The organism is Nonomuraea sp. NPDC049504 (assembly GCF_040676845.1).
GTDB lineage: Bacteria > Actinomycetota > Actinomycetes > Streptosporangiales > Streptosporangiaceae > Nonomuraea > Nonomuraea salmonea.
This window is the reverse complement of record NZ_JBFAPT010000016.1, coordinates 18688-42043: the sequence shown is the minus strand read 5'-3', so window position 1 is coordinate 42043 and position 23356 is coordinate 18688. Positions and strand designations below refer to the sequence as shown.

General features: G+C 72.0%; 22 protein-coding genes and 1 riboswitch. Of the genes, 5 read left to right on the top strand and 17 right to left on the bottom strand.

Features of this window, described 5'->3' with window-relative positions; all coding sequences use genetic code 11:
• Window positions 1-20 precede the first annotated feature (20 nt).
• Window positions 21-118, bottom strand: a riboswitch (glycine riboswitch).
• 194 nt (window positions 119-312) lie between these two features.
• The 11 genes from AB0K28_RS28455 to AB0K28_RS28405 form a co-directional block, all read right to left on the bottom strand.
• A complete protein-coding gene (locus tag AB0K28_RS28455; RefSeq protein WP_345403573.1) occupies window positions 313-933 on the bottom strand; it encodes a MerR family transcriptional regulator in 621 nt (206 codons plus the stop codon).
• 147 nt (window positions 934-1080) lie between these two features.
• Window positions 1081-1551, bottom strand: coding sequence for a bifunctional nuclease family protein (locus AB0K28_RS28450; RefSeq protein ID WP_090771501.1), 471 nt, complete (start codon window positions 1549-1551; stop codon window positions 1081-1083).
• A gap of 128 nt (window positions 1552-1679) precedes the next feature.
• Window positions 1680-2306 (bottom strand): MerR family transcriptional regulator, encoded by a 627-nt coding sequence (locus tag AB0K28_RS28445; protein WP_364375936.1) that lies wholly within the window; start codon window positions 2304-2306, stop codon window positions 1680-1682.
• A gap of 23 nt (window positions 2307-2329) precedes the next feature.
• Window positions 2330-2842 carry an FHA domain-containing protein gene (locus AB0K28_RS28440; protein WP_345403567.1) on the bottom strand — a complete coding sequence of 171 codons (513 nt, stop codon included), beginning with the start codon at window positions 2840-2842 and terminating at the stop codon, window positions 2330-2332.
• Between the two features lie 267 nt (window positions 2843-3109).
• Window positions 3110-5614, bottom strand: a complete 2505-nt coding sequence (locus tag AB0K28_RS28435; RefSeq protein WP_364375932.1) for a mannose-1-phosphate guanyltransferase — start codon at window positions 5612-5614, stop codon at window positions 3110-3112.
• Between the two features lie 4 nt (window positions 5615-5618).
• On the bottom strand, window positions 5619-6200 hold the full coding sequence (locus AB0K28_RS28430; RefSeq protein WP_364375929.1) for a CDP-alcohol phosphatidyltransferase family protein: 582 nt from the start codon (window positions 6198-6200) through the stop codon (window positions 5619-5621).
• Between the two features lie 84 nt (window positions 6201-6284).
• Window positions 6285-7109, bottom strand: coding sequence for a GNAT family N-acetyltransferase (locus AB0K28_RS28425; protein ID WP_364375926.1), 825 nt, complete (start codon window positions 7107-7109; stop codon window positions 6285-6287).
• The gene (locus AB0K28_RS28420; protein WP_364375923.1) at window positions 7102-7698 is read right to left on the bottom strand and encodes a phosphoribosylanthranilate isomerase; all 597 of its coding nucleotides are present in this window, start codon (window positions 7696-7698) and stop codon (window positions 7102-7104) included. The genes AB0K28_RS28425 and AB0K28_RS28420 overlap by 8 nt, the downstream gene beginning before the upstream one ends.
• 10 nt (window positions 7699-7708) lie before the next feature.
• The gene (locus AB0K28_RS28415; RefSeq protein WP_345403555.1) at window positions 7709-8128 is read right to left on the bottom strand and encodes a hypothetical protein; all 420 of its coding nucleotides are present in this window, start codon (window positions 8126-8128) and stop codon (window positions 7709-7711) included.
• 128 nt (window positions 8129-8256) lie between these two features.
• The gene (locus tag AB0K28_RS28410) at window positions 8257-8931 is read right to left on the bottom strand and encodes a response regulator transcription factor (RefSeq protein WP_345403552.1); all 675 of its coding nucleotides are present in this window, start codon (window positions 8929-8931) and stop codon (window positions 8257-8259) included.
• On the bottom strand, window positions 8928-10532 hold the full coding sequence (locus AB0K28_RS28405; RefSeq protein WP_364375919.1) for a histidine kinase: 1605 nt from the start codon (window positions 10530-10532) through the stop codon (window positions 8928-8930). Before AB0K28_RS28405 ends, AB0K28_RS28410 begins: the two co-directional genes overlap by 4 nt.
• A gap of 128 nt (window positions 10533-10660) precedes the next feature.
• On the opposite strand from AB0K28_RS28405, the gene AB0K28_RS28400 reads away from it, so the two are divergent.
• On the top strand, window positions 10661-11248 hold the full coding sequence (locus AB0K28_RS28400; RefSeq protein ID WP_364375916.1) for an SAM-dependent methyltransferase: 588 nt from the start codon (window positions 10661-10663) through the stop codon (window positions 11246-11248).
• A gap of 483 nt (window positions 11249-11731) precedes the next feature.
• Here AB0K28_RS28400 and AB0K28_RS28395 read toward each other — a convergent pair whose 3' ends face one another.
• From AB0K28_RS28395 to AB0K28_RS28385, 3 genes are read right to left on the bottom strand one after another with little or no spacing between them, the layout of a single operon-like run.
• Window positions 11732-12517: an enoyl-CoA hydratase/isomerase family protein gene (locus AB0K28_RS28395; RefSeq protein ID WP_364375913.1), complete on the bottom strand. Its 786-nt coding sequence runs from the start codon at window positions 12515-12517 to the stop codon at window positions 11732-11734.
• A complete protein-coding gene (locus AB0K28_RS28390; protein ID WP_364375910.1) occupies window positions 12514-13431 on the bottom strand; it encodes an alpha/beta hydrolase in 918 nt (305 codons plus the stop codon). Before AB0K28_RS28390 ends, AB0K28_RS28395 begins: the two co-directional genes overlap by 4 nt.
• A 10-nt stretch (window positions 13432-13441) precedes the next feature.
• The gene (locus AB0K28_RS28385) at window positions 13442-14128 is read right to left on the bottom strand and encodes a gamma-glutamyl-gamma-aminobutyrate hydrolase family protein (RefSeq protein ID WP_364375907.1); all 687 of its coding nucleotides are present in this window, start codon (window positions 14126-14128) and stop codon (window positions 13442-13444) included.
• 498 nt (window positions 14129-14626) lie between these two features.
• Here AB0K28_RS28385 and AB0K28_RS28380 point away from each other — a divergent pair, with 498 nt between their 5' ends.
• Window positions 14627-15745, top strand: a complete 1119-nt coding sequence (locus AB0K28_RS28380) for a globin domain-containing protein (RefSeq protein ID WP_364375904.1) — start codon at window positions 14627-14629, stop codon at window positions 15743-15745.
• Between the two features lie 76 nt (window positions 15746-15821).
• Complete coding sequence (locus tag AB0K28_RS28375; protein ID WP_364375901.1) at window positions 15822-17258, top strand: sialidase family protein; 1437 nt, start codon at window positions 15822-15824, stop codon at window positions 17256-17258.
• Here AB0K28_RS28375 and AB0K28_RS28370 read toward each other — a convergent pair.
• A complete protein-coding gene (locus AB0K28_RS28370; protein WP_345403514.1) occupies window positions 17245-18057 on the bottom strand; it encodes a helix-turn-helix transcriptional regulator in 813 nt (270 codons plus the stop codon). The genes AB0K28_RS28375 and AB0K28_RS28370 overlap by 14 nt on opposite strands.
• A 141-nt stretch (window positions 18058-18198) precedes the next feature.
• Here AB0K28_RS28370 and AB0K28_RS28365 point away from each other — a divergent pair, with 141 nt between their 5' ends.
• Both AB0K28_RS28365 and AB0K28_RS28360 read left to right on the top strand, forming a co-directional pair.
• Window positions 18199-19278: an exo-alpha-sialidase gene (locus tag AB0K28_RS28365; RefSeq protein WP_364375898.1), complete on the top strand. Its 1080-nt coding sequence runs from the start codon at window positions 18199-18201 to the stop codon at window positions 19276-19278.
• Between the two features lie 3 nt (window positions 19279-19281).
• A complete protein-coding gene (locus tag AB0K28_RS28360) occupies window positions 19282-19590 on the top strand; it encodes a molybdopterin synthase sulfur carrier subunit (RefSeq protein ID WP_345403508.1) in 309 nt (102 codons plus the stop codon).
• Window positions 19591-19600: 10 nt separating this feature from the next.
• Here AB0K28_RS28360 and thyX read toward each other — a convergent pair whose 3' ends face one another.
• Window positions 19601-20383, bottom strand: a complete 783-nt coding sequence (thyX, locus tag AB0K28_RS28355) for an FAD-dependent thymidylate synthase (RefSeq protein ID WP_364375895.1) — start codon at window positions 20381-20383, stop codon at window positions 19601-19603.
• Window positions 20384-20522: 139 nt separating this feature from the next.
• Window positions 20523-23156, bottom strand: coding sequence for a M4 family metallopeptidase (locus AB0K28_RS28350; protein WP_364375892.1), 2634 nt, complete (start codon window positions 23154-23156; stop codon window positions 20523-20525).
• Window positions 23157-23356: the final 200 nt, after the last annotated feature.

Below are 23356 nucleotides of genomic sequence, written 5' to 3'. Positions count from 1 at the left end.
CGCCTGCTTTCCAGAGTTGCCTCGCCCGAGCGGTACCGGTTGCCTGAGAGATTCCGGGGAGGGTTGCTCCTTCGGCGCCCCGGACCGGAAGGACCGGGGACTCTCCCGCACGGGGTCGTCAGCCTTGCTGTCCTAGATTACTACGGTAAGCCGGGATTGCCGTGCACCGCACCCGCCGTTCCGGGCGCACTTCGCCGCAGGTCCGGCGGTGAGGGCCGGACCGCGGGTGACGCTCCGTCGCCGCTTCGCGCCGGTGCGTGCCCTGCCCTGGGCAGCGTGCGACCCGGCGCGAACGTGAGAAACGGAATCAGGTCAGCCGATGCGGCGGGCGCGCCGCCTGCGGGCCAGTTCGTCAGCGGGGTGGTCGGCCGGGACGGTGTCCTCGACCGCCGCGCGTTCCCCCGGCAGCTCCGCGAGGGAGCCCTCGACCTCCCGCCAGACCCGGCCGAGCGCGATGCCGAACACGCCCTGCCCGCCCTGGAGAAGATCTATGACCTCGTCCGCCGAGGTGCACTCGTAGACGCTGACGCCGTCGCTCATGAGCGTGATCTGGGCGAGGTCGGCGACCCCGCGGTCACGCAGGTGCTGGACTGCCGTACGGATCTGCTGCAGCGACACCCCGGTGTCGAGGAGCCGCTTGACGACCTTGAGCACCAGGATGTCGCGGAAGCTGTAGAGCCGCTGCGAGCCCGAGCCGTGCGCGGCCCTGATCGTGGGCTCCACCAGGCCCGTGCGCGCCCAGTAGTCGAGCTGCCTGTAGGTGATGCCGGCCGCGGCGCAGGCCGTGGGCCCGCGGTATCCGATGTCGTCCGGCAGCGCCGTCGGCTGCTCGTCGAAGAGCAGGCCCTGCTCCCCGGCACGCTGCCGCGCGCTCTCGCGCCGCACCGGATCTTCCTGGCCGGCCGTCTTTCCCTCGCCGCTGCTGACCGCCACGCGGACCTCCGGCTTTCTCTCATCCCGTGGCCTGATCTGGGGGTTCGTAAAAGGCGGCCACGGGTTTCACTTGCACCGTAGGACCGTGACCATGCTCAGTCAACGATCCGGCTCGGCGCGTCGTGAAGCGTAAATGCACTGAAATACCTACCCCGCCCTGCCGAAGTCCTCGGGAGTGATCGTGTCAAGGAACTCCCTGAACTTCTCCACCTCGTCCTCCTGGTCGTCGGGGATGATCACCCCGGCCTCCTGGACGACCTCTTCGCTGGCGAAGATGCGCGCCCCCGTGCGCAGGGCGAGCGCGATCGAGTCGGACGGCCGCGCGCTCACCTCCACGCCGTTGGAGAAGACCAGGTCGGCGAAGAAGATGCCGTCGCGCAGGGCGACGATGTTGACCGCGCGCAAGCCGACACCCAGGGCGCTCAGCACGTCCCGGAAGAGATCATGGGTGAGCGGCCGCGGCGGCGGCTCCTCCGCCTGGGCCAGGGCGATGGCCGTGGCCTCGGTCATGCCGATCCATATAGGAAGGAACCGCTCCCCGTGTGCCTCCTTGAGCAAGACGATCGGCTGATTTGTGGGCATTTCAACTCGTACGCCCACGACCTCCATCTGCAACACGGGCTGCTCCGTATTCCTGACCGGTCACCCGGCACAGCTCTTCGAACATCGCTTCTGCTGACTGGTTCAATTCAACGTAACACCCAGGGGGCCTGGAATGTGCCCTCGCCTCCCAGCTCGCTCCGGTATCAACGACCCAGGACCGACCGCACCCCCGTGCGCACAAGGGATGCGTGCAGGTCGAGCAGGAGAGTGGACAGTTCGCGGGCCACCTCGTCGGCCTCGCCGATGGCTCCGGGGCGGCGCCGTTTGAGTATCGGGGCGACGGTCTGCTCGACCAGCCCCGCCTCGCGCTCGGCCGCCGCCTTGACCGCCCGCAGATGACGGGCGTGCAGGCCGAACCTGGCCAGGGCGCCCACGGTGCGGGCCACCTTGAGCGCCTCTTCGTCGTAACGCCTGGCCACGGGGACCAGCAGGCCGTAGTCCTCCAGCTCGGTGAGCGTCTCGTCGTCGATGCCCGCCGCCTCGAGCAGCTCGGCCCGGCTGAGCCTGACCTCCTGCGCCTGCTGCACCGCGCGCGGGCGGCCGAAGCTCTCGGCCATCTTGTCCTTGATCACGCGCAGCGGCAGGTAGTGGTCGCGCTGCTCGGTCAGGATGAAGCGCAGCTGCTCGACGTGCAGGTGCGTGAACTTACGGTAGCCGGACGGGCTGCGCTCGGGCTCGATCAGCCCTTCGCCCTCCAAGAACCTGATCTTGGAGATCGTCACATCGGGGAACTCGCCCTGCAGGAGCGCGAGCACTTCCCCGATGCTCATGTGCGAGCGTGCCGCCTGAGAAGTCATACGCCGGAGTTGCCCCGCATCAGGAAGAGAAGGCGGAACTTGCCGATCTGCACCTCGTCTCCCGAGTGCAAAGGAACCTCCTCGATGCGTTCCCGATTGACATAGGTGCCGTTGAGGCTGCCCACGTCGCGCACGGAGAACTGGCCGCCGCGGTGGCGGTAGAACTCGACGTGGCGGCGCGAGACCGTGATGTCGTCGAGGAAGATGTCGCTCTCGGGATGGCGCCCCGTCGTGGTGAGGTCTTTGTCCAGCCGGAAACGGCTCCCCTGATTGGGGCCCCTGGTCACCGTGAGCAACGCCGCGCCGGGCGGGAGCTGCTCGACGATCGCCCGCTCGGCCAGAAGCATGTCACCGGTCTCAGCCTCGTACGCCTCGATTCCCGCTATGGAGATCGTCGAGGTGGTGTCCCCGGCGACCTCGGGTCTGGTCAGCGGCGACCCACAACGGGAACAGAAACGGGCATCCTCGGGGTTGGCGTGCCCGCACTGCGTGCAGTAGACGCTCGGCATCGATCGGCTCGGCCTCCTACCGCGAAGACGCGGCGACGGTGCTCTGGGCGCGCCTCGCTTCGCTTTTTCACGTTTGCGAATGCCGCAACTTACGCTGATCAGCGGCAAAGGTCAAGGCGGGGCGCTGCACTGTGGTTCGGACGCAGATAAAGTTACCGCCGCCCCCGCCCCGTGGTCCATGCCGCCGCGCGTTTCTACATTACGATCTTGCGGCACTCTCTGGGCACGTCATCGGCGAACACTTTCCGATCACTCTGCGTGCGGGCGTCACCCGGCCGCCTGCTCGACGACGCGGGCCCAGCGTTCGAGCAGGGCCTGGGCACCGTCCATGTCGCCCGCCTCGGCCCACAGGTCGGTGACCGGCTCGGCGGCGGCGGGCAGCACCAGCACCCAGCTCCCGTCCTCGCGCGCCACGCGCACGCCGTCGGTGGTGTCGACGCGGTGGCCGTCGGGCTCGGCCTCGGCCGCCTCGATGACCGAGCGCATGACCGCGCCCTTGGCCGCCCACGGGGTGGGCACCGTCCGCCTGAGCAGCCTGACCTCGGGGATGCGCGCGTCGATCTGGCTGAGCGACAGCCGGGTGCGGGCCACCAGCCCGAGCAGCCGCATGAACGCGGCCAGCCCGTCGATGGCCGGGCTGAACTCCGGCACCACGAACCCGCCGCGCCCGTCGGCGGCGAAAATCATGTCGGGCCCCGCGGCGGCGGAGGTGAGCGCGTCGAGCGCGGTGGGGGTCCACCGCACCTGGACGCCGTGGAAGCGGCAGACCTGCTCGGCGACCCTGGTGGTGGTGACCGGCAGCGCCACCTGGCCGCCCCGCCGCTCGGCGGCCACCAGGTCGAGCACGACGAGCAGGGCGCGTTCCTCGCTGATGAGCTGGCCCTTCTCGTCCACCAGGGCGATGCGCTCCCCCACCGGGTCGAACCGCACCCCGAACGCCGCCCTTGAGGAGCTGACCAGCTCCGACAGGCGCTGCAGGTCGCGGCGGCGCTCGGCCAGCGTCTCGGTGGGCGAGACGTGGTCGAGCCTGGCGTTGACCGTGAGCACCTCGACGCCGACCCTGCCCAGCAGCGTGGGCAGCACCAGCGATGAGGTGCCGCCCGCGCAGTCGACGACGACCTTCATGTCCCTGACGCCGCTCACGCCGACGTGGCGCAGCAGTTCGTGGGTGTAGTCCTCGACCGCCCGCGCCGGGTAGGTCAGCTCGGCGATCTCGCCGGGGAAGGCGCGGCGGAACTCCTGGCGGGAGAAGACCCGCTCCAGCTTGCGCTGGGCGGCCGGCGGCAGGTCGGCGCCGCGGTCGTCCATGATGACGATGTCCACGCTCTGCGGGTCGCCGGGCGTGGTGCGCAGCGCGATGCCGCCGGCCGCCGACACCCTGGCCGTGTGGAAGCGGGTGACGGGCAGCGGCGCGGCCTCCAGGTCGAGGACGTTGATGGCGCCCGCGGTCAGCGCGCCGATGACGGCCCGCTTGAGCGCCCTGGCCGCCAGCGAGCAGTCGCGGGAGGTGACGACGTGCTCGCCCTTCTTCAGGGTGGTGGCGTACGCGCTGGCCAGGCGGACGCACAGCTCGGCGGTGATCTCGACGTTGACCAGGCCGCTCACGCCGCGCGGGCCGAACAGGTTGCGCTGGCCGCGCGACTCCCAGATGACGCTGGTGTTGACCACCGCGCCGGCCTCGATGGTCTTGAACGGGTAGACGCGGACGCCGCTGGAGACGTACGCCTCGGCCTCGATGACGCACTCGTCGCCGACGATCGCGTTCTCCTCGATGCGGACGCCGGCCATCACGTCGGTGCTCTTGCCGATGACGCAGCCGCGCAGGTGGGCGCCCGGCCCCAGGTAGACGTTGTCGTGGACGATCGCGCGGTGCAGGAAGGCGCCCTCGCGGACGACGGCGTTGTTGCCGAGCACGGTGTACTCGCGCAGCTCGGCCCCCGCCTCGACCTTGGCGTAGTCGCCGATCAGGAGCGGGCCCTTGAGCACGGCGTCGGGGTCGACGGAGGCGGAGTCGGCGACCCACACGCCGGGTGAGAGCTCGAAGCCGCCGATGTCGAGGGCGACCCGGCCGGACAGGGCGTCGGCCTGGGCCTTGAGGTAGCTGTCGTGAGTGCCGACGTCCTCCCAGTAGCCGCCGGCGACGTAGCCGTAGATGGCGGCGCCGGAGTGGAGGAGGGCGGGGAAGACGTCCGAGGACCAGTCGACGGGCTCGCCGGTGGCGACGGCGTCGAGGATCTCGGGTTCCATGACGTAGATGCCGGTGTTGACGGTGTCGGAGAAGACCTGGCCCCAGGTGGGCTTCTCCAGGAAGCGCTGGACCCGGCCCTCCTCGTCCACGATGATGATCCCGAATTCGAGCGGGTTGGGAACCCTTTTCAGGCCGATCGTGACAAGCGCGCCTTTTTCGCGATGGAAACGGATCATGTCCGATAAGTCGATGTCCGTCAGGGCATCTCCGGAGATGACCAGGAAACGGTCGTCGCGCAGGCGATCGGCGGCGTTCTTGACGCTGCCCGCCGTGCCGAGCGGGACGTCCTCGGTGGCGTACTGCAGGCTCATGCCCAGCTCGTCGCCGTCGCCGAAGTAGTTGCGGACGAGGGCGGCGAGGAACTGCAGGGTCACCACGGTCTCGGTCACGCCGTGCCGTCTGAGCAGGCGCAGGACGTGTTCCATGATCGGGCGGTTGACGACAGGGAGCAGGGGCTTGGGCTGGTTGGCGGTCATCGGACGCAGCCGAGTGCCCTCCCCGCCCGCCATGACGACCGCCTTCACCCGATCATCCCCTTCTGGCCGCCGTTACCAGTTGACGCACCTGTACGACATACAGCGCCCCCGCCCACCAGTACAGGCCCGTTCCCCAGAGAGCGAACGCCCACCCGACAATGCGTGCTATTTCGGCATACCACCCGGAGTGCGAGGCAAGGAAGAGCAGGGGGAAGGCGTACATGAGGTTGAACATGGCTGCCTTGCCCAGGAAATGCACTTGAAGTGCCTTATAGCCATATTTGCGAAGAACGGGGGCGAAACAGGCAACGAAGACGTCGCGCCCCAGAACGACCACGACCAGCCACCACGGGATCACGTCGCGCAGCAGCAGGGCGATGATGGTGGCGAACACGTACAGCTTGTCCGCGGCAGGATCGATGATCCGGCCCAGCCTGCTCGTCTGGTTGAACGCCCGTGCGATCTTTCCGTCGAGCCAGTCCGTGAAACCGGCGACCGCGAGGATCCCGATCGCCCATCCGTCGGCTTTTGGCCCGAGAACCAGCCAGAAGAACACGGGCACGCCCAGGAGGCGCAGGAAGCTCAGCAGGTTAGGAACCGTCCAGATCCGGTCCTCGGCGGAAGTTTCGCTCACGCAGGAGACCCTACTGCGTGGAACTCCCTCGCAGCGGCCCGCGCTTCCCCCGTCTCATCGGCCTCAGGGGATCGTGGCGGCCCGTCAGGCGCGCAGGAAGGCGTGGGTGCGGGCCAGCTCGGTGAAGCCCAGCCGGCGGTAGAAGCCGTGCGGCCAGTCGCCGGCGTCGGCCAGCAGGAAGATCGGGCCGTCACCGAGCAGGGCCGAGGCTTCGGCGAGGAGCGCGGTCATGAGGGCGCGGGCGTGGCCGGCGCCCCGGTGGAGGTGACCGGTGAAGACGTTCTCGATCTGGGCGACGCCGTCGTGGACGTACAGGTCGGCGCGGGCGGCGATCTCGCCGGACGGGGTGCGTACGCCGTAGAAGCGCACCACGTCGGCGCCGGCCGCGCGGGCCTCGACGCGGCGGGCGAGGCCCTCGATCACCTCTTCCGGCGCCTCGGGGAGCGTGTGGCGCCAGTCGCGGCGCAGCACGGGGAGCAGCTCGTCCGGCTCCAGGCGCTCGGCCGGGGGCGGCGCCTCGGGAAGGCCGCCGGTGAAGGTCATGACGAGCGTGGTCTCCCGCTCGTAGCCGGCGGCGGCGAACACGGGCGTGTAGGTGGTGCCGAGGCGGTCGTCGTCCACGCAGACCAGGCGGTGGCCCCTGGTGGCCAGGAGGTCGTCGGCCGCCTTCAGCAGGAGAGCCGGGTCCGCGTCCTCGGTGACGATCAGCTTGTTGTCGTCGTACGAGCCGGGGAAACGGTCGTCGAGCACGGCGAAACCGCCCGGTGCGGGCAGCACGCGGGGCGCGCGCCGGCGGGCGAACCCGTGCAGGAAGCCGAGCACCCGCGCCAGGTCGCCGGTGACGGCGGGCGGCTGCTCAGGCGCGCCCGGGTCGCGTTCGGCGGTGGGGGCGGGAGGGAGGTCAGACATCGAGGCCGCGGGCCGCCTTGAGGAAGGACCTGATGAGGGCCGAGTCCTTCTTGCCGGGGGCGGTCTCGACGCCGCTGGAGACGTCGACGCCCCACGGACGGGCGGCGGCGACCGCCTCGGCGACGTTGCCGGGGGCCAGTCCGCCCGCCAGCATCCACTGACCCGAGGGGCGGCCGCGGACCGCCGCCCAGTCCCACGGCTGCCCGGAGCCGGCGTGGGGCGCGTCGACGATGAGCAGGTCTTCGTCGTAGGCGCCGCAGCGCAGGTCGGCCTGCGCGTCCACGGCCCTGACCAGGCGCACCCCGAGGTCCTTGAGCGCGGTGAAGTCGCCGTGGGGGTGCTTGCCGTGCAGTTGGACGGCGCGTACGCCGGAGGTCAGCGCGGCCTCGCGCACGGCCTGCGGGTCCTCGCCGCGGAAGACGCCGACGGTGAGGACGTGGGGCGGGACCGGCGCGGCCAGCTCGGCGGCCCGCTCGGGCGTGATGCGGCGCGGGCTCCTGGTCATGACGAACCCGATGGCGTCGGCGCCGGCCTCGACGGCGGTGGCGACGTGTTCCGGCTCGCTCAGCCCGCAGATCTTCACGTACACGCCTTCGACCTTAGCGGCGGCGGGCGGCCGCCGGTGACCAGACCCAGATGAGCAGCGCGGTGATGAGGCCGAACAGGATCACGCCGTTGGGCAGGTGGGCGCCCAGCCACAGCCAGGTGACGTGCTGGGCCAGGCCGACGACGAACAGCGCCACGCTCGCCAGGGCGGGCCAGCCCGCGCCGCGTCCCGGCCGCCAGAACAGCACCGCCAGCACGATCTGGACGAGCGCCACGAGGTGGACGACCATGCCGGCCATGACGTGGCTCTCACCCATCGACGCCGTCTCGACGGCCTGCCCGGCGAACGACGCCGCGACGACGAGCGCGACGCCCTGCGCCGTGACGGCCAGCCGCAGCCCGTAGAGCAGGCCACCGGAGATCCGGTCCGCGCCGCCGCCGCGCCGCTCCTGCGAACTGAGGGTCTCCTGCATGGGGGGTCCTTCCGCTCCTGCGATCAATGTGCGACCACATGCTCTCGGACCGCCCCCGCCCCGGTCGTCCGCCCACCGGCTGACGCGGGCGTCCACCCACAGGCGGACGCCCACGCGATGAGAGAGGGTCAGGGGCGGGGCTGGCGGACGGGACGGAAGGAGGCGTCCACCAGGCCGGTGCGGTGGGCGATGACGGCGGCCTGGATGCGGTTGCGCAGGCCGAGTTTCTCCATCGCGGCCGCGATGTGGGTCTTGACCGTGGTGACGCCGACGTGCAGCTCCTCGGCGATCTCCGCGTTGGACAGGCCGGTGCCGACCAGGGCGAGCACCTCCAGCTCGCGCTCGGTCAGTCCGGGTGGCGCGGCGGGCGCGGCCTGCTCCTCGGCGGCGAGGAAGCGTTCGACGACCCGGCGCAGCACCGAGGGGGCGAGGAGCTGCTCGCCCGCCGCGGCCCTGCGCACCGCCTCGACCATGCGCTCGGGGTCGTCGTCCTTGACGAGGAAGCCGACGGCGCCGGCGCGCAGGGCGGCGTAGACGTTGCCGTCCTCGGCGAACGTGGTCAGCACGACGATCCTGGCGCCCGGCCGGGCGGCGAGCACCCGCCTGATGGCCTCCAGCCCGTCGACTCTGGGCATGCGCAGGTCCATGAGGATGACGTCGGGCAGGTGACGCTCGGCCAGGCGGACGGCCTCGGCACCGTCCTCGGCCTCGCCCACGACCTCCATGTCGCCCGTGGCCTGCAGCAGCATGCGCACGCCCGCGCGGACGAGCGCCTGGTCGTCGGCCACCAGCACGCGGATCACGCGGCGCTCCCCGGGGTCAGACGGGTGGGCAGGTGGACGGCGAGCAGCCAGCCGCCCTCGCCGTCGGGCCCGGCGCTGAGGGTGCCGCCGAGGGTGCGGACCCGCTCGCGCATGCCCGCCAGGCCCCGGCCGGAGGAGGGCAGGCGCTCGATGGCGGTCGGCGGGCGGCCGTTGCGGACCTCGACGGCGAGCCCCTCTTGCGAGGGGGTCACGGATACGCGGACCCGGGTGCCTGGGCCGGCGTGTTTGAGCACGTTGGTGAGTCCTTCCTGGACGATTCTGGCCGCGGAGGCGCGGGCGATGAGCGGGGTCTGGTCGGTGGCCGGGTCGAGGTCGAGGTCCACGACGAGGCCGGCGGCGGCCATGCGTTCGGCGGACTCGCGGACGACGTCGGCCGGGTTGGCCAGCAGGTCGGGCTGGCGCTCGGGGTCGCGCAGCAGGTCGAGCAGGTCGCGCAGGTCCTGCAGCACCTGGTGGCCCGTCTCGCGGATGTCGTTGAGCGCGTCGGCGACGGGGCCGTCGGGCGCGGTGTAGCGGGCGGCGCTGGCCCGCAGCACCATGGCGCCGACGTGGTGGGCGACGATGTCGTGCACGTCGCGGGCGATGCGCTCGCGCTCGGCGAGCTGGTCGGCGCGCACCTGGGCGACGGCGGCGCGGGCGGCCTCCTCGGCGCGCAGCCGCTCGGACGCGGCGGCGGCGCGGCGCATGCCGAGGTAGCGGCCGATCGCGATGGGCGTGGCGACGAGCGTCATGAGCACGCCGACGCGGAAGCCGGTGATGGAGGTGTCGTCGCCGACGACGGCGATGGCGGTGAGCAGGCAGCCGGTCAGGTACGCGGCCACCGTCCAGGCCCACGACACCACCCGCATGGCGAACACGCCGATCGCGATCAGGGTGAGGATCACACAGGTGTTGACCGCCTGGTTGAGGTAGGCGTCGGCGGAGACGAGCAGCACGCCCTGCAGCAGGAAGACCAGCCCGGGCAGCCGCCTGGCGACGCCGAGCGACAGGCCGCCGACCACGGCGAGCAGCCCGACGACCCAGACGGGCTGGGCGCCGGAGTGCCAGGACGTCCACGTGCTGAGCACGGTGATGGCGACGCCCCCGGCGGCGAGCAGCGCGTCGGGGGTGACGTCGCGCTCGTCGAGCCGCTCGGCCGAGCTGCGCAGGTAGCCGCCGAGCACGGCGGGGAAGACGGGCAGCAGCACGGAGTACATCCACGTGTTGCCGGTGAGCGCGATGCCGGGGTCGGCGATGTTGAAGGCGGTGGCGACGATGGCGGCGACGACGGCGAGGGCGGTGGCGCGGGCGCTGGCGAGGTATCCGGCCACGCCGAGCGCCACGCAGAGCAGGATCTGCGCGGTGTTGGAGGTGAACGAGCCGAGCTGGTCGGTGGTGGCGAGCATGGCCGCCAGGTAGAGGGTGACGAGGACCGGCCGGTGGCGGACGAACCCCATGGGCAGGCCGACCAGCAGCGCCATGGGGATGTTCGCCTCGGCGGGCAGGACGTCGGTGTCGCCCGCGTGTGCCGTGGTCAGCAGGTCGAGGGCCACCCCCGAGGCCGCGAGCAGGACATCGAGCGGCACACCACGCCAACGCATGCACCACACCGTATCCGCACCGCTCCACCGGCTGATCCTCCGCGCGGAGGACCCCGCCTCCTCCAAGTGGCCGCAGGTCCGCCCGGAGGGCGGAGCGATCGGCGGCGACCAGCGCCTACATTCAGGGCATGCCCAACGACACCGCACTGTTCATCGGACAGTTCCTGCGCTCCCCCGCCACGATCGGCGCGGTCGCGCCCAGCTCGCGGCGGCTGGCGGCGGCCGTCTGCGCGCCGATCCCCGAGCGGGGCGAGCCGATCGTGGTCGAGCTCGGGCCTGGCACGGGCGCGTTCACCGCGGAGATCCAGCAGCGGCTGGACGGCCGGGGTCACCATCTGGCGGTGGAGCTGAACGAGCAGCTGGCGCGGCTGCTGGCCGAGCGTTATCCGGCGGTGGACGTCGCGCACGACGACGCGACGCGGCTGGGCGAGCTGCTCGGCGAGCGCGGGCTGCGGATGGCGGACGTGGTGGTGAGCGGGCTGCCGTGGGCGGCGTTCCCCGATGACGTGCAGCGGGAGCTGCTGGGCGCGGTGACGGGGGCGATGAGCCCGGGGGCGGCGTTCACCACGTTCTCCTACATCCACGCGATCCCGCTCAGCTCGGCGCGGCGCTTCCGCGCGCTGCTGGCCGAGCGGTTCGAGGAGGTCGTGCCGGGCCGTACGGTGTGGCGCAACACGCCTCCCGCCTTCGTCTTCCACGCCCGCAGGCCCCGCTGACCACCGGGCTGACCACCGGGCTGACGGCCGACCTGAGGGCCTGGCCGAGGGCCGGGCTGAAGGCCGGGCCGACGACCTGCTGGAACGGGCGACGGTAGGGAGGAGCGCGGGGTGTCCGGCCGCCCGATCGGCGCCAGGATCGGACGGGCCACGCCTTCGGCCGGGAGCTGCCTGCTCAACCCCTGGCGGCGCGAGCGTCCGGACCGCCCCCGCGGTTTCCCGCCGGCCTGCCGGCCGGCGTGCCCATCGCCGTACGGATCACGTCCCTGGTCCCGCCATGAGGCGAAGGGTGGACCGGCCGGTGGGCTGGTCGCCGTGAGATGATCACGGCGGCTGGATGACCTCCTCCCCCTGTGCGATGGACGCCCGGGCTCCGGGTGCCGGGGCGGCGTTCTCGACCTCGGCGGAAAGCGGCCCTTCGACGTCCACGCGCCCCGACTACCCGAGGGCGGGGGAAGCACACCAGGACGGTGGAAGCCGAGGTCAGCCGAACGCGGGCGGCCGCTTCCCGCGCAGGGCGCGCACGCCCTCGGCGGCGTCGGGCCCGGTGAAGCCGAGGAACTCCATGGCCAGCGAGGCGTCGAAGGACGGGCCGGCCAGGCGCACCCAGTTGTTGAGCGAGTATTTCGTCAGCCTGATCGCGTCCTGGGCGCCGGCGGCGAGCCTGACCGCGATCTCCATGGCCTTCTCGTGCACCTCGTCGTCCTCGACGCACAGGCTCACCAGGCCCATGCGCTCGGCCTGCTCGCCGGTGACCGGCTCGCAGAGCAGCAGGTGGTATTTCGCCTTGGCCATGCCGCACAGCAGCGGCCAGACGATGGCGGCGTGGTCGCCGGCCGCGACGCCGAGCCTGGTGTGGCCGTCGATGATGCGGGCGGTGCGGCCGGCCACGGAGATGTCGGCCAGCAGCGCCACCGCGAGCCCGGCGCCGACGGCGGGGCCCTGGATGGCGGAGACGATGGGCTTGGAGCAGTTGAGCACGTTGTAGACGATGTCGCGGGCCTCGGTGAACACCCGCATCCGGGTGTCGTGGTCGCGCATCATGTCCTCGATCATGGACAGGTCGCCGCCGGCGGAGAAGGCGGCGCCCTCTCCCCTGACCACGATCGCGCGTACGGACGCGTCGCGGTCGGCGTCGCGCCAGATCTCACCGAGCTCGCGGTGCGCGGTGGCGTCGACGGCGTTGAGCCTGGCGGGCTCGCTGATCGTGACGCGGAGCACGCCGTCGGCCGGGGTGTCGAGCCGCAGCTTGGTGTAGGCGTCTTTCACAGGTGCTCCCGCAGCCGCCGCGCCACGTAGTCGCGGGCCTCGACGGCCTGGTCGAACAGGCCGGGCAGGACGAAGAAGCCGTGGATGGCGCCGTCGTACCTGCGCAGCTCGGCGGGGACGCCCGCGTCGGCGAGGCGGGCGGCGTAGCGCTCGCCCTCGTCTCTGAGGACGTCGTACTCGGCGGTGACCACGGTGGCGGGGGCGAGACCTGAGACGTCGGGCAGGCGCAGCGGCGACAGGCGCGGCTCGGCGGGGTCGACGTCGCCGGCGTATCGGCTGACGAACCAGGCCATGTCGGCCGCGTCGAGGCCGTAGCCCTTGGCGTTCGCGGTGTAGCTGGGGGTGTCCATGGCGGCGTCGAGCACCGGATAGACGAGCACCTGGTGGGCCAGGCGCAGGCCGGCGTCGCGGGCCTGCCAGGCGGCCACGGCGGCCAGGTTGGCGCCGGCGCTGTCGCCGATCACGGCGACGCTGCCGTTGCTCTGGTAGAAGGCCGGGCGGGCGAACAGGTCGCGCACGACCGTCCATGCGTCGTCGGCGGCGGCCGGGAACGGGTGCTCGGGCGCCAGCCGGTAGTCGACGGAGACCACCACGGCGCCGGTGCGGATGGCGAGGTCGCGGCCGATCGCGTCGTTGCGCTTGACGCTGCCGAAGACCCAGCCGCCGCCGTGGAAGTAGACCAGGACCGGCAGGGGCGCGTCGCCCGGGTCGGCGCGGTAGATGCGGATGGGCACGCCCTCGGCCACCTCGTCGCGGACGAACGGCAGCTTGGTCAGCGGCCCCCGGTGGACGGCCATGGGGTCGCTCGCGCGCATCTCCTGGATGGCGGCCAGGTCGAGACCGGCCAGCCCTTCGTCGTCGGAGCCGGGAAGGAACTGGGCGACGTAATCCCGCGCCTGGGGGTGCAGCGGCATGATCAGCAGCCTAGCGGGCCGCCTCGATGAACGCATCGAAGAGCCGGGTGTCGGTGCCGCGTTCCGGGTGCCATTGGACGCCGACGCCGAAGCGGTGCCCCTGCAGCTCGATGCCCTCGACGATCTGGTCCTCGGCCCAGGCCACGGCCAGCAGGCCCGTGCCGAGCCTGCGTACGGACTGGCGGTGGGGCGCGCTGACCTCGACGCGGTCGCCGACGGCCTTGCCGAGCTTGCTGGTGACGCTGACCTGGATGACGTGGCCGCCGTCGGGCTCGGCGTGGCGGTCGCTGTCGAGGACGTCGGACAGCCACGGGATGAGGGTGCCGCCCTGGGCGACGTTGAGCACGTGCATGCCGCGGCCGATGGCGAGGACGGGCACGTCGGCCCGGATGGCGGCCCTGGCCAGGGCCAGCTCGAAGCGGTCGCGCTGGGGCTGCGGCTCGTCGGCCCTGGGGTCCTGCTCGCCGTTGTAGGTGTCGGCGGCCAGCTCGGCGCCGCCGGCCAGGACGACGCCGCGCAGGCCGCTGACGTAGTCGTCGACCGCGCTGGGGGCGATGGGCGGCAGCACGACGGGCGCGCCGCCCGCCCGGCCGACCATCTTGGCGTAGGAGGGGGGAGACAGCACGGCCTCGCGCACCCAGTCGCCCCAGCGGGCGGCCTCGAAGTAGGCGGTGACGCCGATCAGCGGTCGGGACATGCGATCTCCCAAGGGCATGGTGGAGTTCGTACGGCCGCCCTCCGCCGAGGTGCGGGGGCGGCCCCATGCACTCCCCCATCATGGCGCACAGTCTTTCCGATATGTCACCCCTCCCGAAGATCCCCTCGTGCGGCTTGCCTCCCGTCCGACACCCCCTTCCCGGGTTGTCCGGTTAGCCGGGCGTATCCCGCCGTTAAGGGCGACGATCATCCCGCCATACGCGCATTTTTCGTTGCTTGATATGAAAATTAGTTGTTTTCACATTCGACGACCGAAATTCCAGAGATCCCGAGCGCAGAGAATCACTGAGTCATTACTGATAGTTCTCCTTCGCACCGTATTGGGGGGAAACGGTTGTGGCGGGTCATCGCGGGTGTAAGACTCGATTTCGAGCGTACGGACATGCCGGGGAGGGGTCCCGCGCTCACGACCCGGAACGTCAGGGAGGTGAACGGCGAGACCGGAATGCGTTTCCGGTCAAGGGGTGGGGTTGTTTTCATGTCGTTGAATCCGCGCCTGGTGAAGGAGAGTTTCTCCCTCGTCGAACCCGTGGCCGCCAAGGCCACGGCCTACTTCTACGGCCGCTTGTTCGCCGAGAACCCGCACTTGCGGAGCATGTTCCCGCCCGCGATGAACGTGCAGCGGGACCGGCTGTTCAGCGCGTTGACCAGGATCGTGTGGAGCCTGGACAGCCCTGACGGCATGGCGGCCTACCTCGGCCAGCTCGGCCGCGACCACCGCAAGTACGGCGTCGTCGCCGAGCACTACACGGCCGTGGGCAACGCCCTGCTGGCCACGATCCGCCGCTTCGCGGCCGACGTCTGGAACGACGAGATCGAGGCGGCCTGGGTGGCGGCGTACTCGGCGGCCGCCAATCTCATGATCGGCTCTGCCGAGTCCGACTCGGGGGTGTCCCCCGCGTGGTGGCTGGCCGAGGTCGTCGACCACGAGCTGCGCCACCGCGACATCGCGGTCATCACGTTGCGGCCGACGCAGCGGCTGCCGTACACGCCGGGCCAGTACGTCACCGTGCAGACCGCGCGCTGGCCGCGCGTGTGGCGGACGTTCTCCATCGCCAACGCGCCGCGCCAGGACAACATGATCAAGCTGCACGTGCGCTCGGTGCCCGGCGGCTGGGTCTCGACCACGCTGATCAGGCACACCCGCATCGGCGACACGCTCATGCTGGGCCCGCCCATGGGCTCGATGACGCCGCGCGAGCACAGCGTGCGCGACGTGCTGTGCGTGGCGGGCGGCACGGGACTCGCGCCGCTGAAGGCGATCGTGGAGTCCATCATCGCCTCGGGCCGCCGCCCCAACATCCACCTGCTGTACGGCGCCCGCACCTCGGGCGAGCTGTACGACCTGCCGGACCTGATCAGGATGCAGTCGTCGTTCCCGTGGCTGCGGGTGCTGCCCGTGGTCTCGGACGAGCCGGGCTACGAGGGCATGCGCGGCCACCTGCCCGAGGTGACCCAGCGCTTCCACTCCTGGTCGGAGCACGACGTGTACGTGTGCGGCCCCTCCAGCATGGTCAACGAGACCGTGCGCCGCCTCCAGGGTGACGGCGTCCCGCTGGCCCGCATCCACCGGGACGCCGTGCACGGCGAACGCTGACACCAGTGATCGAAAGGTTGACAATCGGGCGTGGAAGAGGCCATCTGGAAGGTGACCCCCCACGCGGAGGTGGAGCGTGCCCCTTCCCGCCCGGCGCCGTACGATCGGCGGGCTCGTCGCCCTCGTGGCCGCGGCGTCGCTGATCGCGCCGGCTCCCGCCACGGCGTCCGAGGCGGTCCCCCTCACCGAGATCGGCCCCGAGGCCGGCGCCACCGCGCCGCGGCCCGGCCCGCAGGGCGGCGCCGACACCTACCAGTGGGGCGAGGTGATCGTGGCGGCGCACCAGACGGGCCGGTTGTCCGACGGAGGCGCGGCCGGCATCGCGTACGCGATGTCCGGCGACGGCGGCGCCACCTGGAGCAGGGGGACGCTGCCCGGGCTCACCACGGCGGCGGGCGGCGTGCACGCGCGCACCGCCGACCCCTCGGTGGCCTATGACGCCCTGCACGGCGTGTGGCTGATCACCTCGATCGGGCTGTCCGACACCGGCGGGGTGACCGGGGCGGCCGTGCTGACCAGCCGCTCCGCCGACGGGGTGGCGTGGTCGCCGCCGGTCGTCACCGCCGTGGGCGGCGACCTGGACAAGAGCTGGGTGGTCTGCGACAACGGGGACGGCAGCCCGTACCGGGGGCAGTGCTACGCCGTGTTCGACGACCACGCCGTGGCGAACGCGATCAGGGTGGCCCGCTCGGTCGACGGCGGCCTGTCCTGGACCGTCGCGGTCACCAGAGCGAGCGGGCTGGGCGGGCAGCCGGTGGTGCGGCCCAACGGGACCGTCGTGGTGCCGTACCTGAGCAACGACGGAGAGATCCGCTCCTTCCGGTCCCGCGACGGCGGGGCGGGCTGGAGCGAGAGCACGCTGGTCTCGCGGGTGGAGCGGCACACGCCGGCGGGCGGGCTGCGGGCGTTACCGCTGCCCTCGGCCGAGACCGACGCCGCCGGCACCGTCTACGTCGCCTGGCACGACTGCCGCTTCCAGCACGGCTGCGCCGGCAACGACATCGTGCTCAGCACGTCGGCCACCGGCGAGCGGTGGGGCGACGTGCTGCGGGTGACCGACGACGGCGGCGACCACGTCATCCCCGGGCTCGGCGTGGACCGCGCGAGCAAGGGCGAGCGGGCGCGGCTCGCGGTGACGTACTACCGCTACGCCGACGCCGCCTGCGTGCCCGCCACCTGCCGCCTCACCGTCGGCCACACCTCCTCGGCCAACGGCGGGGCGAGCTGGTCGGCGCCGCTGGAGCTGCACGGGCCGATGGCGGTCGGCTGGCTGCCGGTCACCGGCCAGGGCAGGACGGTGGGCGACTACATCTCCGTCTCCGTCGTCCCGGGCGGCGACGCCTTCCCGGTCTTCGCCGTCGCCGCGCCGCCCGCCGACGGCCTGCCGGACGTCCGCACGCACACCGTCACCGGCGGCCTGCCGATCGTGCCGGGCCCCGCCCCCCTGGCCTCGATCGAGGCCGCGGTCGCCGCCGGCGAGCCGCCACCCGCGCTCCCCCTCACCGCCCGCTGACGCGGAAGGCCGCCGCCGTCTCCTCGTCGGCCGGCCAGAACGTCTCGATGGCCAGCTCGGAGAGCGTGACGTCCATCGGCGTGCCGAACGTCGCGATCGTGGTGAACAGCGACAGCACCCTGTCGCCCGCGGCGATGCGCAGCGGGATGAGGAGGTCGGACGGCCCCGTCAGGTGCGCCACGTCGGCCTCGACGCCGGCCCTGTCCTTGTAGGTGTACGCGGCCAGCTCGTCGTGCAGCTCGGCCAGCCGCCCGTCGCCCGACGACTCGGCCTGGCGGCGCAGCTGGCGCAGCAGGTGGCCGCGTACCTCGGCCAGGTTGAGCAGCCGCCCGCCCATCGCGTCGGGGTGCAGCGACAGCCGCATCACGTTGACCGGCTCCTTCAGCAGCTCATCGGGCACGCCCTCCAGGAACATCCCGGCCGCCGCGTTGGCCGCCACCAGGTTCCACGCCACGTCCACCACGACCGCCGGATACGGCTCGTGCCCCGCCAGGATCGTGTCCAGCGCCTGCCGGACGGCGTGCAGCTCGGGCGCGCGCACCTCGCGTTCCGGATAGACCGGGGCGAACCCCGCGGCCACCAGCAGCCGGTTGCGGTGCCGCAGCGGCACGTCCAGCTCCTCGGCCAGCCGCGTCACCATCTCGCGGCTCGGCCTGGCCCGCCCGGTCTCCAGGAAACTGACGTGGCGGGCCGACACCCCCGCCTCGATGGCCAGGTCGAGCTGGCTCACCCGGCGCCGCTGCCGCCACGAGCGCAGCAGTGAACCGAAGGACTCCTCATGTACGGCGACCGCTTCCATGCCCCTCACCGTAGCGATCAGAGGGAAGCGTCTCGATTACCCCTCAGGTAAGCGAGACGCTTGCGAGCGGAATCGCCCAGTCCTCGGTAACTGTCGGTGGCGCGTGGCACGATGACCGCAAGCGAACATGGGAGCGAAGTCATGAGTGACGCAATGCTCGCGGTCGGCACCCGTAAGGGCCTGTTCCTGGCCCGCTCGACGCGCGGCGGCCCGTTCGAGGTCCAGCCGATCCAGTTCTCCACGGTCGCCGTGCACTCGGTGGCGATCGACACCAGGGGCGCCACGCCCCGGCTGCTGGCCGGCATCGAATACGGCCACTTCGGCCCGTCGGTGATGTACTCCGACGACCTCGGCGACACCTGGCACGAGGCCGACCACCCGCCCGTCGCCTTCCCCGAGAAGACCGGGGCGACGCTGGCCAAGGTCTGGCAGCTCGTGCCGTCGCCGTCCGAGCCCGACGTCGTCTGGGCGGGGGCCGAGCCGGCCGCGCTGTTCCGCTCGGAAGACCGCGGCGTCACCTATCGGCTGGTCGAGGGCCTGTGGGAGCATCCGCACCGCGAGCGGTGGGAGCCGGGCGGCGGCGGGCTGTGCCTGCACACGATCGTCAACCACCCCACCGACCCCGAGATCATGGCCGTCGCCGTCTCGGCGGCCGGCTTCTACCGCACCCGCGACGGCGGGCTGTCATGGGAGGCGGCCAACAAGAACATCAGGGCCCCGTTCATGCCGGAGGGCCAGCAATATCCTGAGTTCGGGCAGTGCGTCCACAAGGTGTCGATGCACCCGTCCCGGCCCGAGCGGCTCTACCTCCAGCACCACTTCGGCGTCTACCGCAGCGACGACTTCGGGGCCAACTGGCGCGACATCGGCACCTCGCTGCCGTCCGACTTCGGCTTTCCCATCGCGGTGCACCCGTCGCGGCCCGACACGGTCTACGTGCTGCCGCTCCACGCCGACATGGACCGCACGCCGGTCGGCCACCGCTACCGCGTCCACCGCAGCGACGACGGCGGCGCCGCCTGGCAGGCGTTCTCCCAGGGGCTGCCCGACGAGCCGGTCTACTCCACCGTGCTGCGCGACGCGATGACCGCCTCCGACGCCGGGGTGTTCTTCGGCACCCGTTCAGGCGAGGTCTACGGCTCGCGCGACGACGGCGAGACGTGGTCCACGGTCGCCCGCCACCTGCCCGACGTGCTCACCGTGCGTGCGGCGGTGCTCTAGATCATGGCCAGGCCGGTGACGATGGTCGTGTTCGTGCTGCCCAGCTCGCTGCGGCGGTGGGTGAGCGGGCGCCAGGAGGTCGCGGTCTTCGCCGTGGGCGACGACCGCGACTCGCCGCCCACCCTGCGCTCGGCGCTCGACATGCTGCGGCGCACCCACCCCATGCTGGAGGAGCGGCTGCGCGACGAATACGGCCGCATCCGCCGCCACATCAGCATGTTCGTGTGCGGGGAGAACTCCAGGGGGCTCGGCGGCCTCGACTGCGCCATGCCCCCGGGCGCCGAGGTCTACGTGCTGCCCGCCCTCGCCTGATCCCCCGGGGTCAGACCTTGCGCCAACCGGGGATCCAGGCCCCGTCCTCGACGACGTAGTCGCCGAAGAGGGCGGGCGCCTCCTCGCGCATCAGCTCGCCGATGCGCTGGAACAACAGGCGGATCTCCTCCTCCGCGCCGGCCGCGGTGCGGGCCTCGATGGTGTGCCGCAGGGTGCGCACGTTCGCGGTCCACACCAGGCCGGTCGCCACGCCCTCGGGGGCGAAGCGCCGCATGAACGACGTACGGTGCTTCTTCTCGGAGAACGGCACGCCCTCCTCGTCGAGCCCGAAGTGGCCGGCCATCCACATCTGGAACCGCTCCAGCTCCTCCAGCACGGCCGTGGCCCGCCGCATCAGCTCGTCGTCCTCGCGCGCCCACTCCGGGAACCAGAACGGCAGCTCGTCGAGGCGGACGAAGCGCAGCGACTCCTGCGAGATGGCCACGCCGGGCCGGTGGCGTACCAGCTCGTGGGTCAGCACCCGGCTGACGTCGTGCAGCACGAAGCTGAAGCTCACGTGCTCCAGGACCGAGCCGTGGGCGCTGGCCAGGATGTTGCGCAGGTAGTCGTCCTGGTTCTCCCTGATCTTCGTCACGTTGGGGTTCAGGCCCGGCTCGAACGAGCGGTAGCAGAGCCGGCCGGCGAACTCCGCGAGGTTCTGCGCGTCGAGGTCGCCGCGGTCGAGCCGCTCCAGCCAGCTCTCCCCGCCCACCTCGGCGAGATAGCGGGCCAGCTCGTCGTAGTCGAGCGCCGGGCGGGCGACGATGAAGACCTCGGGTTCGGCAGTGCGCATGGGAGCCCCCGCTCGGTTTCCGCAGTGAGACGCCTGACCAGGGCTCGGCGCCCGCCGCCCCCCTCGCATGGTGCGGCGGGCGCCTGCCCAGGTCAACCCGCGTGCGCGGGCCGTCGCCCGGCGGTCACCCGGCCCGGCGTCACGAGCCGGTACGGCAGCGCGGCGCGGGCCGGTCGCGGGTCACCAGGTCGGTGTTCCCGTCAGTGCCGTCGAGCCAGACGACGGTTCTGCCCTCTCCTGAGGCGAAGTAGTCCTGATATCCCCGGTTGCACGAGTAGCGCTGCGGGGTCCCGCCGCCGAGCGGCACCTGGTGGATCTTCGGCAGGATCGCGTTCGAGACCTCGTTCCCGCTGCCGTCGGGCCACAGGCCGAGGGTGGCGACCTCGTCGTTGGCGTCGAACCAGTTCGGCCTGGGCGCCTGCGGGCCGTCCTGCACGACGACGGCCCTGCGGGTGCCGTCGGGTGCGGCCCGCATGATGCCGTAGCGGCCGTCGTCGTCCGCGTCGTACATCCAGACGAGGTGACGGCCGGTCAGGGTCGGCTTCACGGTCCACGAGCCGGCCGGCATGGGGATGACGGTCTCGGCGCCGGTCCTGAGGTCGACGACGGCGGGTGCGCTGCGCAGCGCGCCGTCCTCCGTCCAGTACCGCTCGTAGGCGAGCCTGCCGCCCTTGAGCGACGGCGAGAACCCGTGCACGGCCGCCTCGGCGGTGACCTCGACGGGCGCCGCGGAGCCGCGCTTGACCCAGACCCCGTGCTCGCCGTCGGCGCCGACGCCGTCCCACACGATCGTGTCGCCGTCGATCGCCACCGAGTCGACGAGGCTCGGGGCGTCGAAGACCAGCTCGGGCGGCGAGCTGCGGTCGAGCGGGCGGACGTGGACCTGGTAATGCTCCTGCGCGGCGTCGAACGACGTCCACGCGGCCCGCCTGCCGTCGGTGACCGGGACGGAGTTCCACCGCTCGCCCTCCGACAGGCGCACCGGCTTGCCGCCGCCGATCCGGCCGGTGAGGATCACGCTCGGCGACAGGGCGTCAGGCGAGGTGTTGGAGATGACGTAGCGGTCGCCCGCCACGTCGGGGCGCGCCAGGCGGTCGGTGATGCCGTCGATCAGCACGCGCGAGTCGGTGCGCAGCGCGCGCTCCCAGCCCGGCCTGATGCCGTGCCGGTCGAACGCGCGGGCGACGGTCAGCTTGTCGCGGGCGGACATGCCGAGCGCGCGGGCCGCCGACTCGACGGCGCGGCGGCCGTCCACGAAGTCGTCCAGCGGCGTCATGTACTCGGTGAGCGCCTTGTAGACGAGCCGGTCGGTGACGGCGCCGCCCAGCGTCTCCCTGACGTCCCAGAGGGCGCCGGAGAAGATCGTGGAGTTGTAGTGCACGCCGCCGTTGTCGTAGCCGACGGCGAAGCCGAGGTAGTCCTCGCCGGCCACGCGGCCGTCGCCGAGGTCGCGGCCGGCGCACTCCTCCGGCGGGGCGGTCTTGCACAGCGTCTCGCCGAGCAGGCTCGCGTTCGGGTCGCTCATCGGGATGCCGTACGTGTCCACCTGGATGGCGTTGCCGAAGTAGTCGGCCAGGCCCTCGTTGATCGCGCCGGACTGGCCGATGTAGACCAGGTCGGCGCTGTGCGTGATGACGCCGTGGGTCATCTCGTGGCCGACGACGTCGAGCGCGGCGGCGAAGGAGTGGTAGTCACCGCCTCCGCCGTAGACCATCTTGGTGCCGTCCCAGAAGGCGTTGGTGTACGGCTCGCCGTCCGCCGTGACGTTGACCACCGAGTACATGGTGCCGCCCTGCCCGTCGAGCCCGTCGCGGCCGAGCCCGCGGTAGTACGCGTAGACCTGGCCCGCGCTCCAGTGGGCGTCCACGGCGCCGGTCTCGGTGTGCTCGGGGCCGAAGACGGGGGTGGCGGAGCGGACCAGCTCGGTGCCCTCCGGGATGCCTGGGGTGAAGAAGTCGAAGAAGGTGCGGCCGGCGGCGTCGTAGGTGAGGATCTCGCCGTCGGTGCCGTCCCACATCGGGCGGGTGCGGTCGCGCAGCTCGTAGGCGCCGTCGGCGCGCTCGTAGGCGTTCAGCTCCACCGTACGGCCGTGCGCGGTCTGCCCGCTGCCCGTCACCGGGCCCTCCATGCGCAGGCGGTCCACGGCGAACAGGGGGCGGCCCGAGTGGGCGTCCACGTACGCGTCGAGCAGCAGCGGCTTCTTCGCGACCGCGTCGCGGCCGGTGAGCACCACGTGCCAGGCCAGCTGGCCGGCGCCGCCCGGCACCACGACGAGCCCCGCGTCCTGGGCGGTGACGCCCTCGCGGGACCGGTGGTCGCGGATCATGGTGGTGTGGGCGATCCGCGCGGCGGTCTTCCCGGTGACGGTGGCGGTGGTGGAGACGGTCAGCTCGGTGAGGAACCGGCCGCCCGCGCCGACCACCTCGCGCCGGTCGCCGTCCTTACGGAAGTGCACCAGGTAGTGGGCGCCGAAGACGGGCACGCCTCGGTGGCGCTGGGCGAACCTGACCGTCTCGTCGGCGCCGTCCACGACCGTCCTGAGCGGGGCCAGGTCGGCGGGGTCGAGGTGGTAGCGGGGGTCGGCCAGGTGCGCCTTGGCGGCGGCCACCGGGTCGCCCGCCTGGGCGGGCTCGGACAGGCCGTGCACCTCTGCCGGGGCGCGGGTGCCCGCCCGCTGCTCCACCTCGGGCGGCGGGTCGTCGGCCGCCGCGGTGCCCGGCACGGTGAGCGCCAGGCATAACACGGCCACGAGGGTGATGGGACGCCAGGACACGGCACCTCCAAGGGGTAGGTTTGTCTGGCGCCACCGATCATGACAGCGATATTGACAAATCGACAAGAAACGATGGAGCTGTTTGGAAAACGGGAAATTTGGATTTTTATTCGGGTATTTCACCCCCAGAGCCCGGCACCGCGCGCGAAGGAGCCCGGCGACCTGCCCCAACGGTCGGCGAGGATGAGGACAGAGCCGCA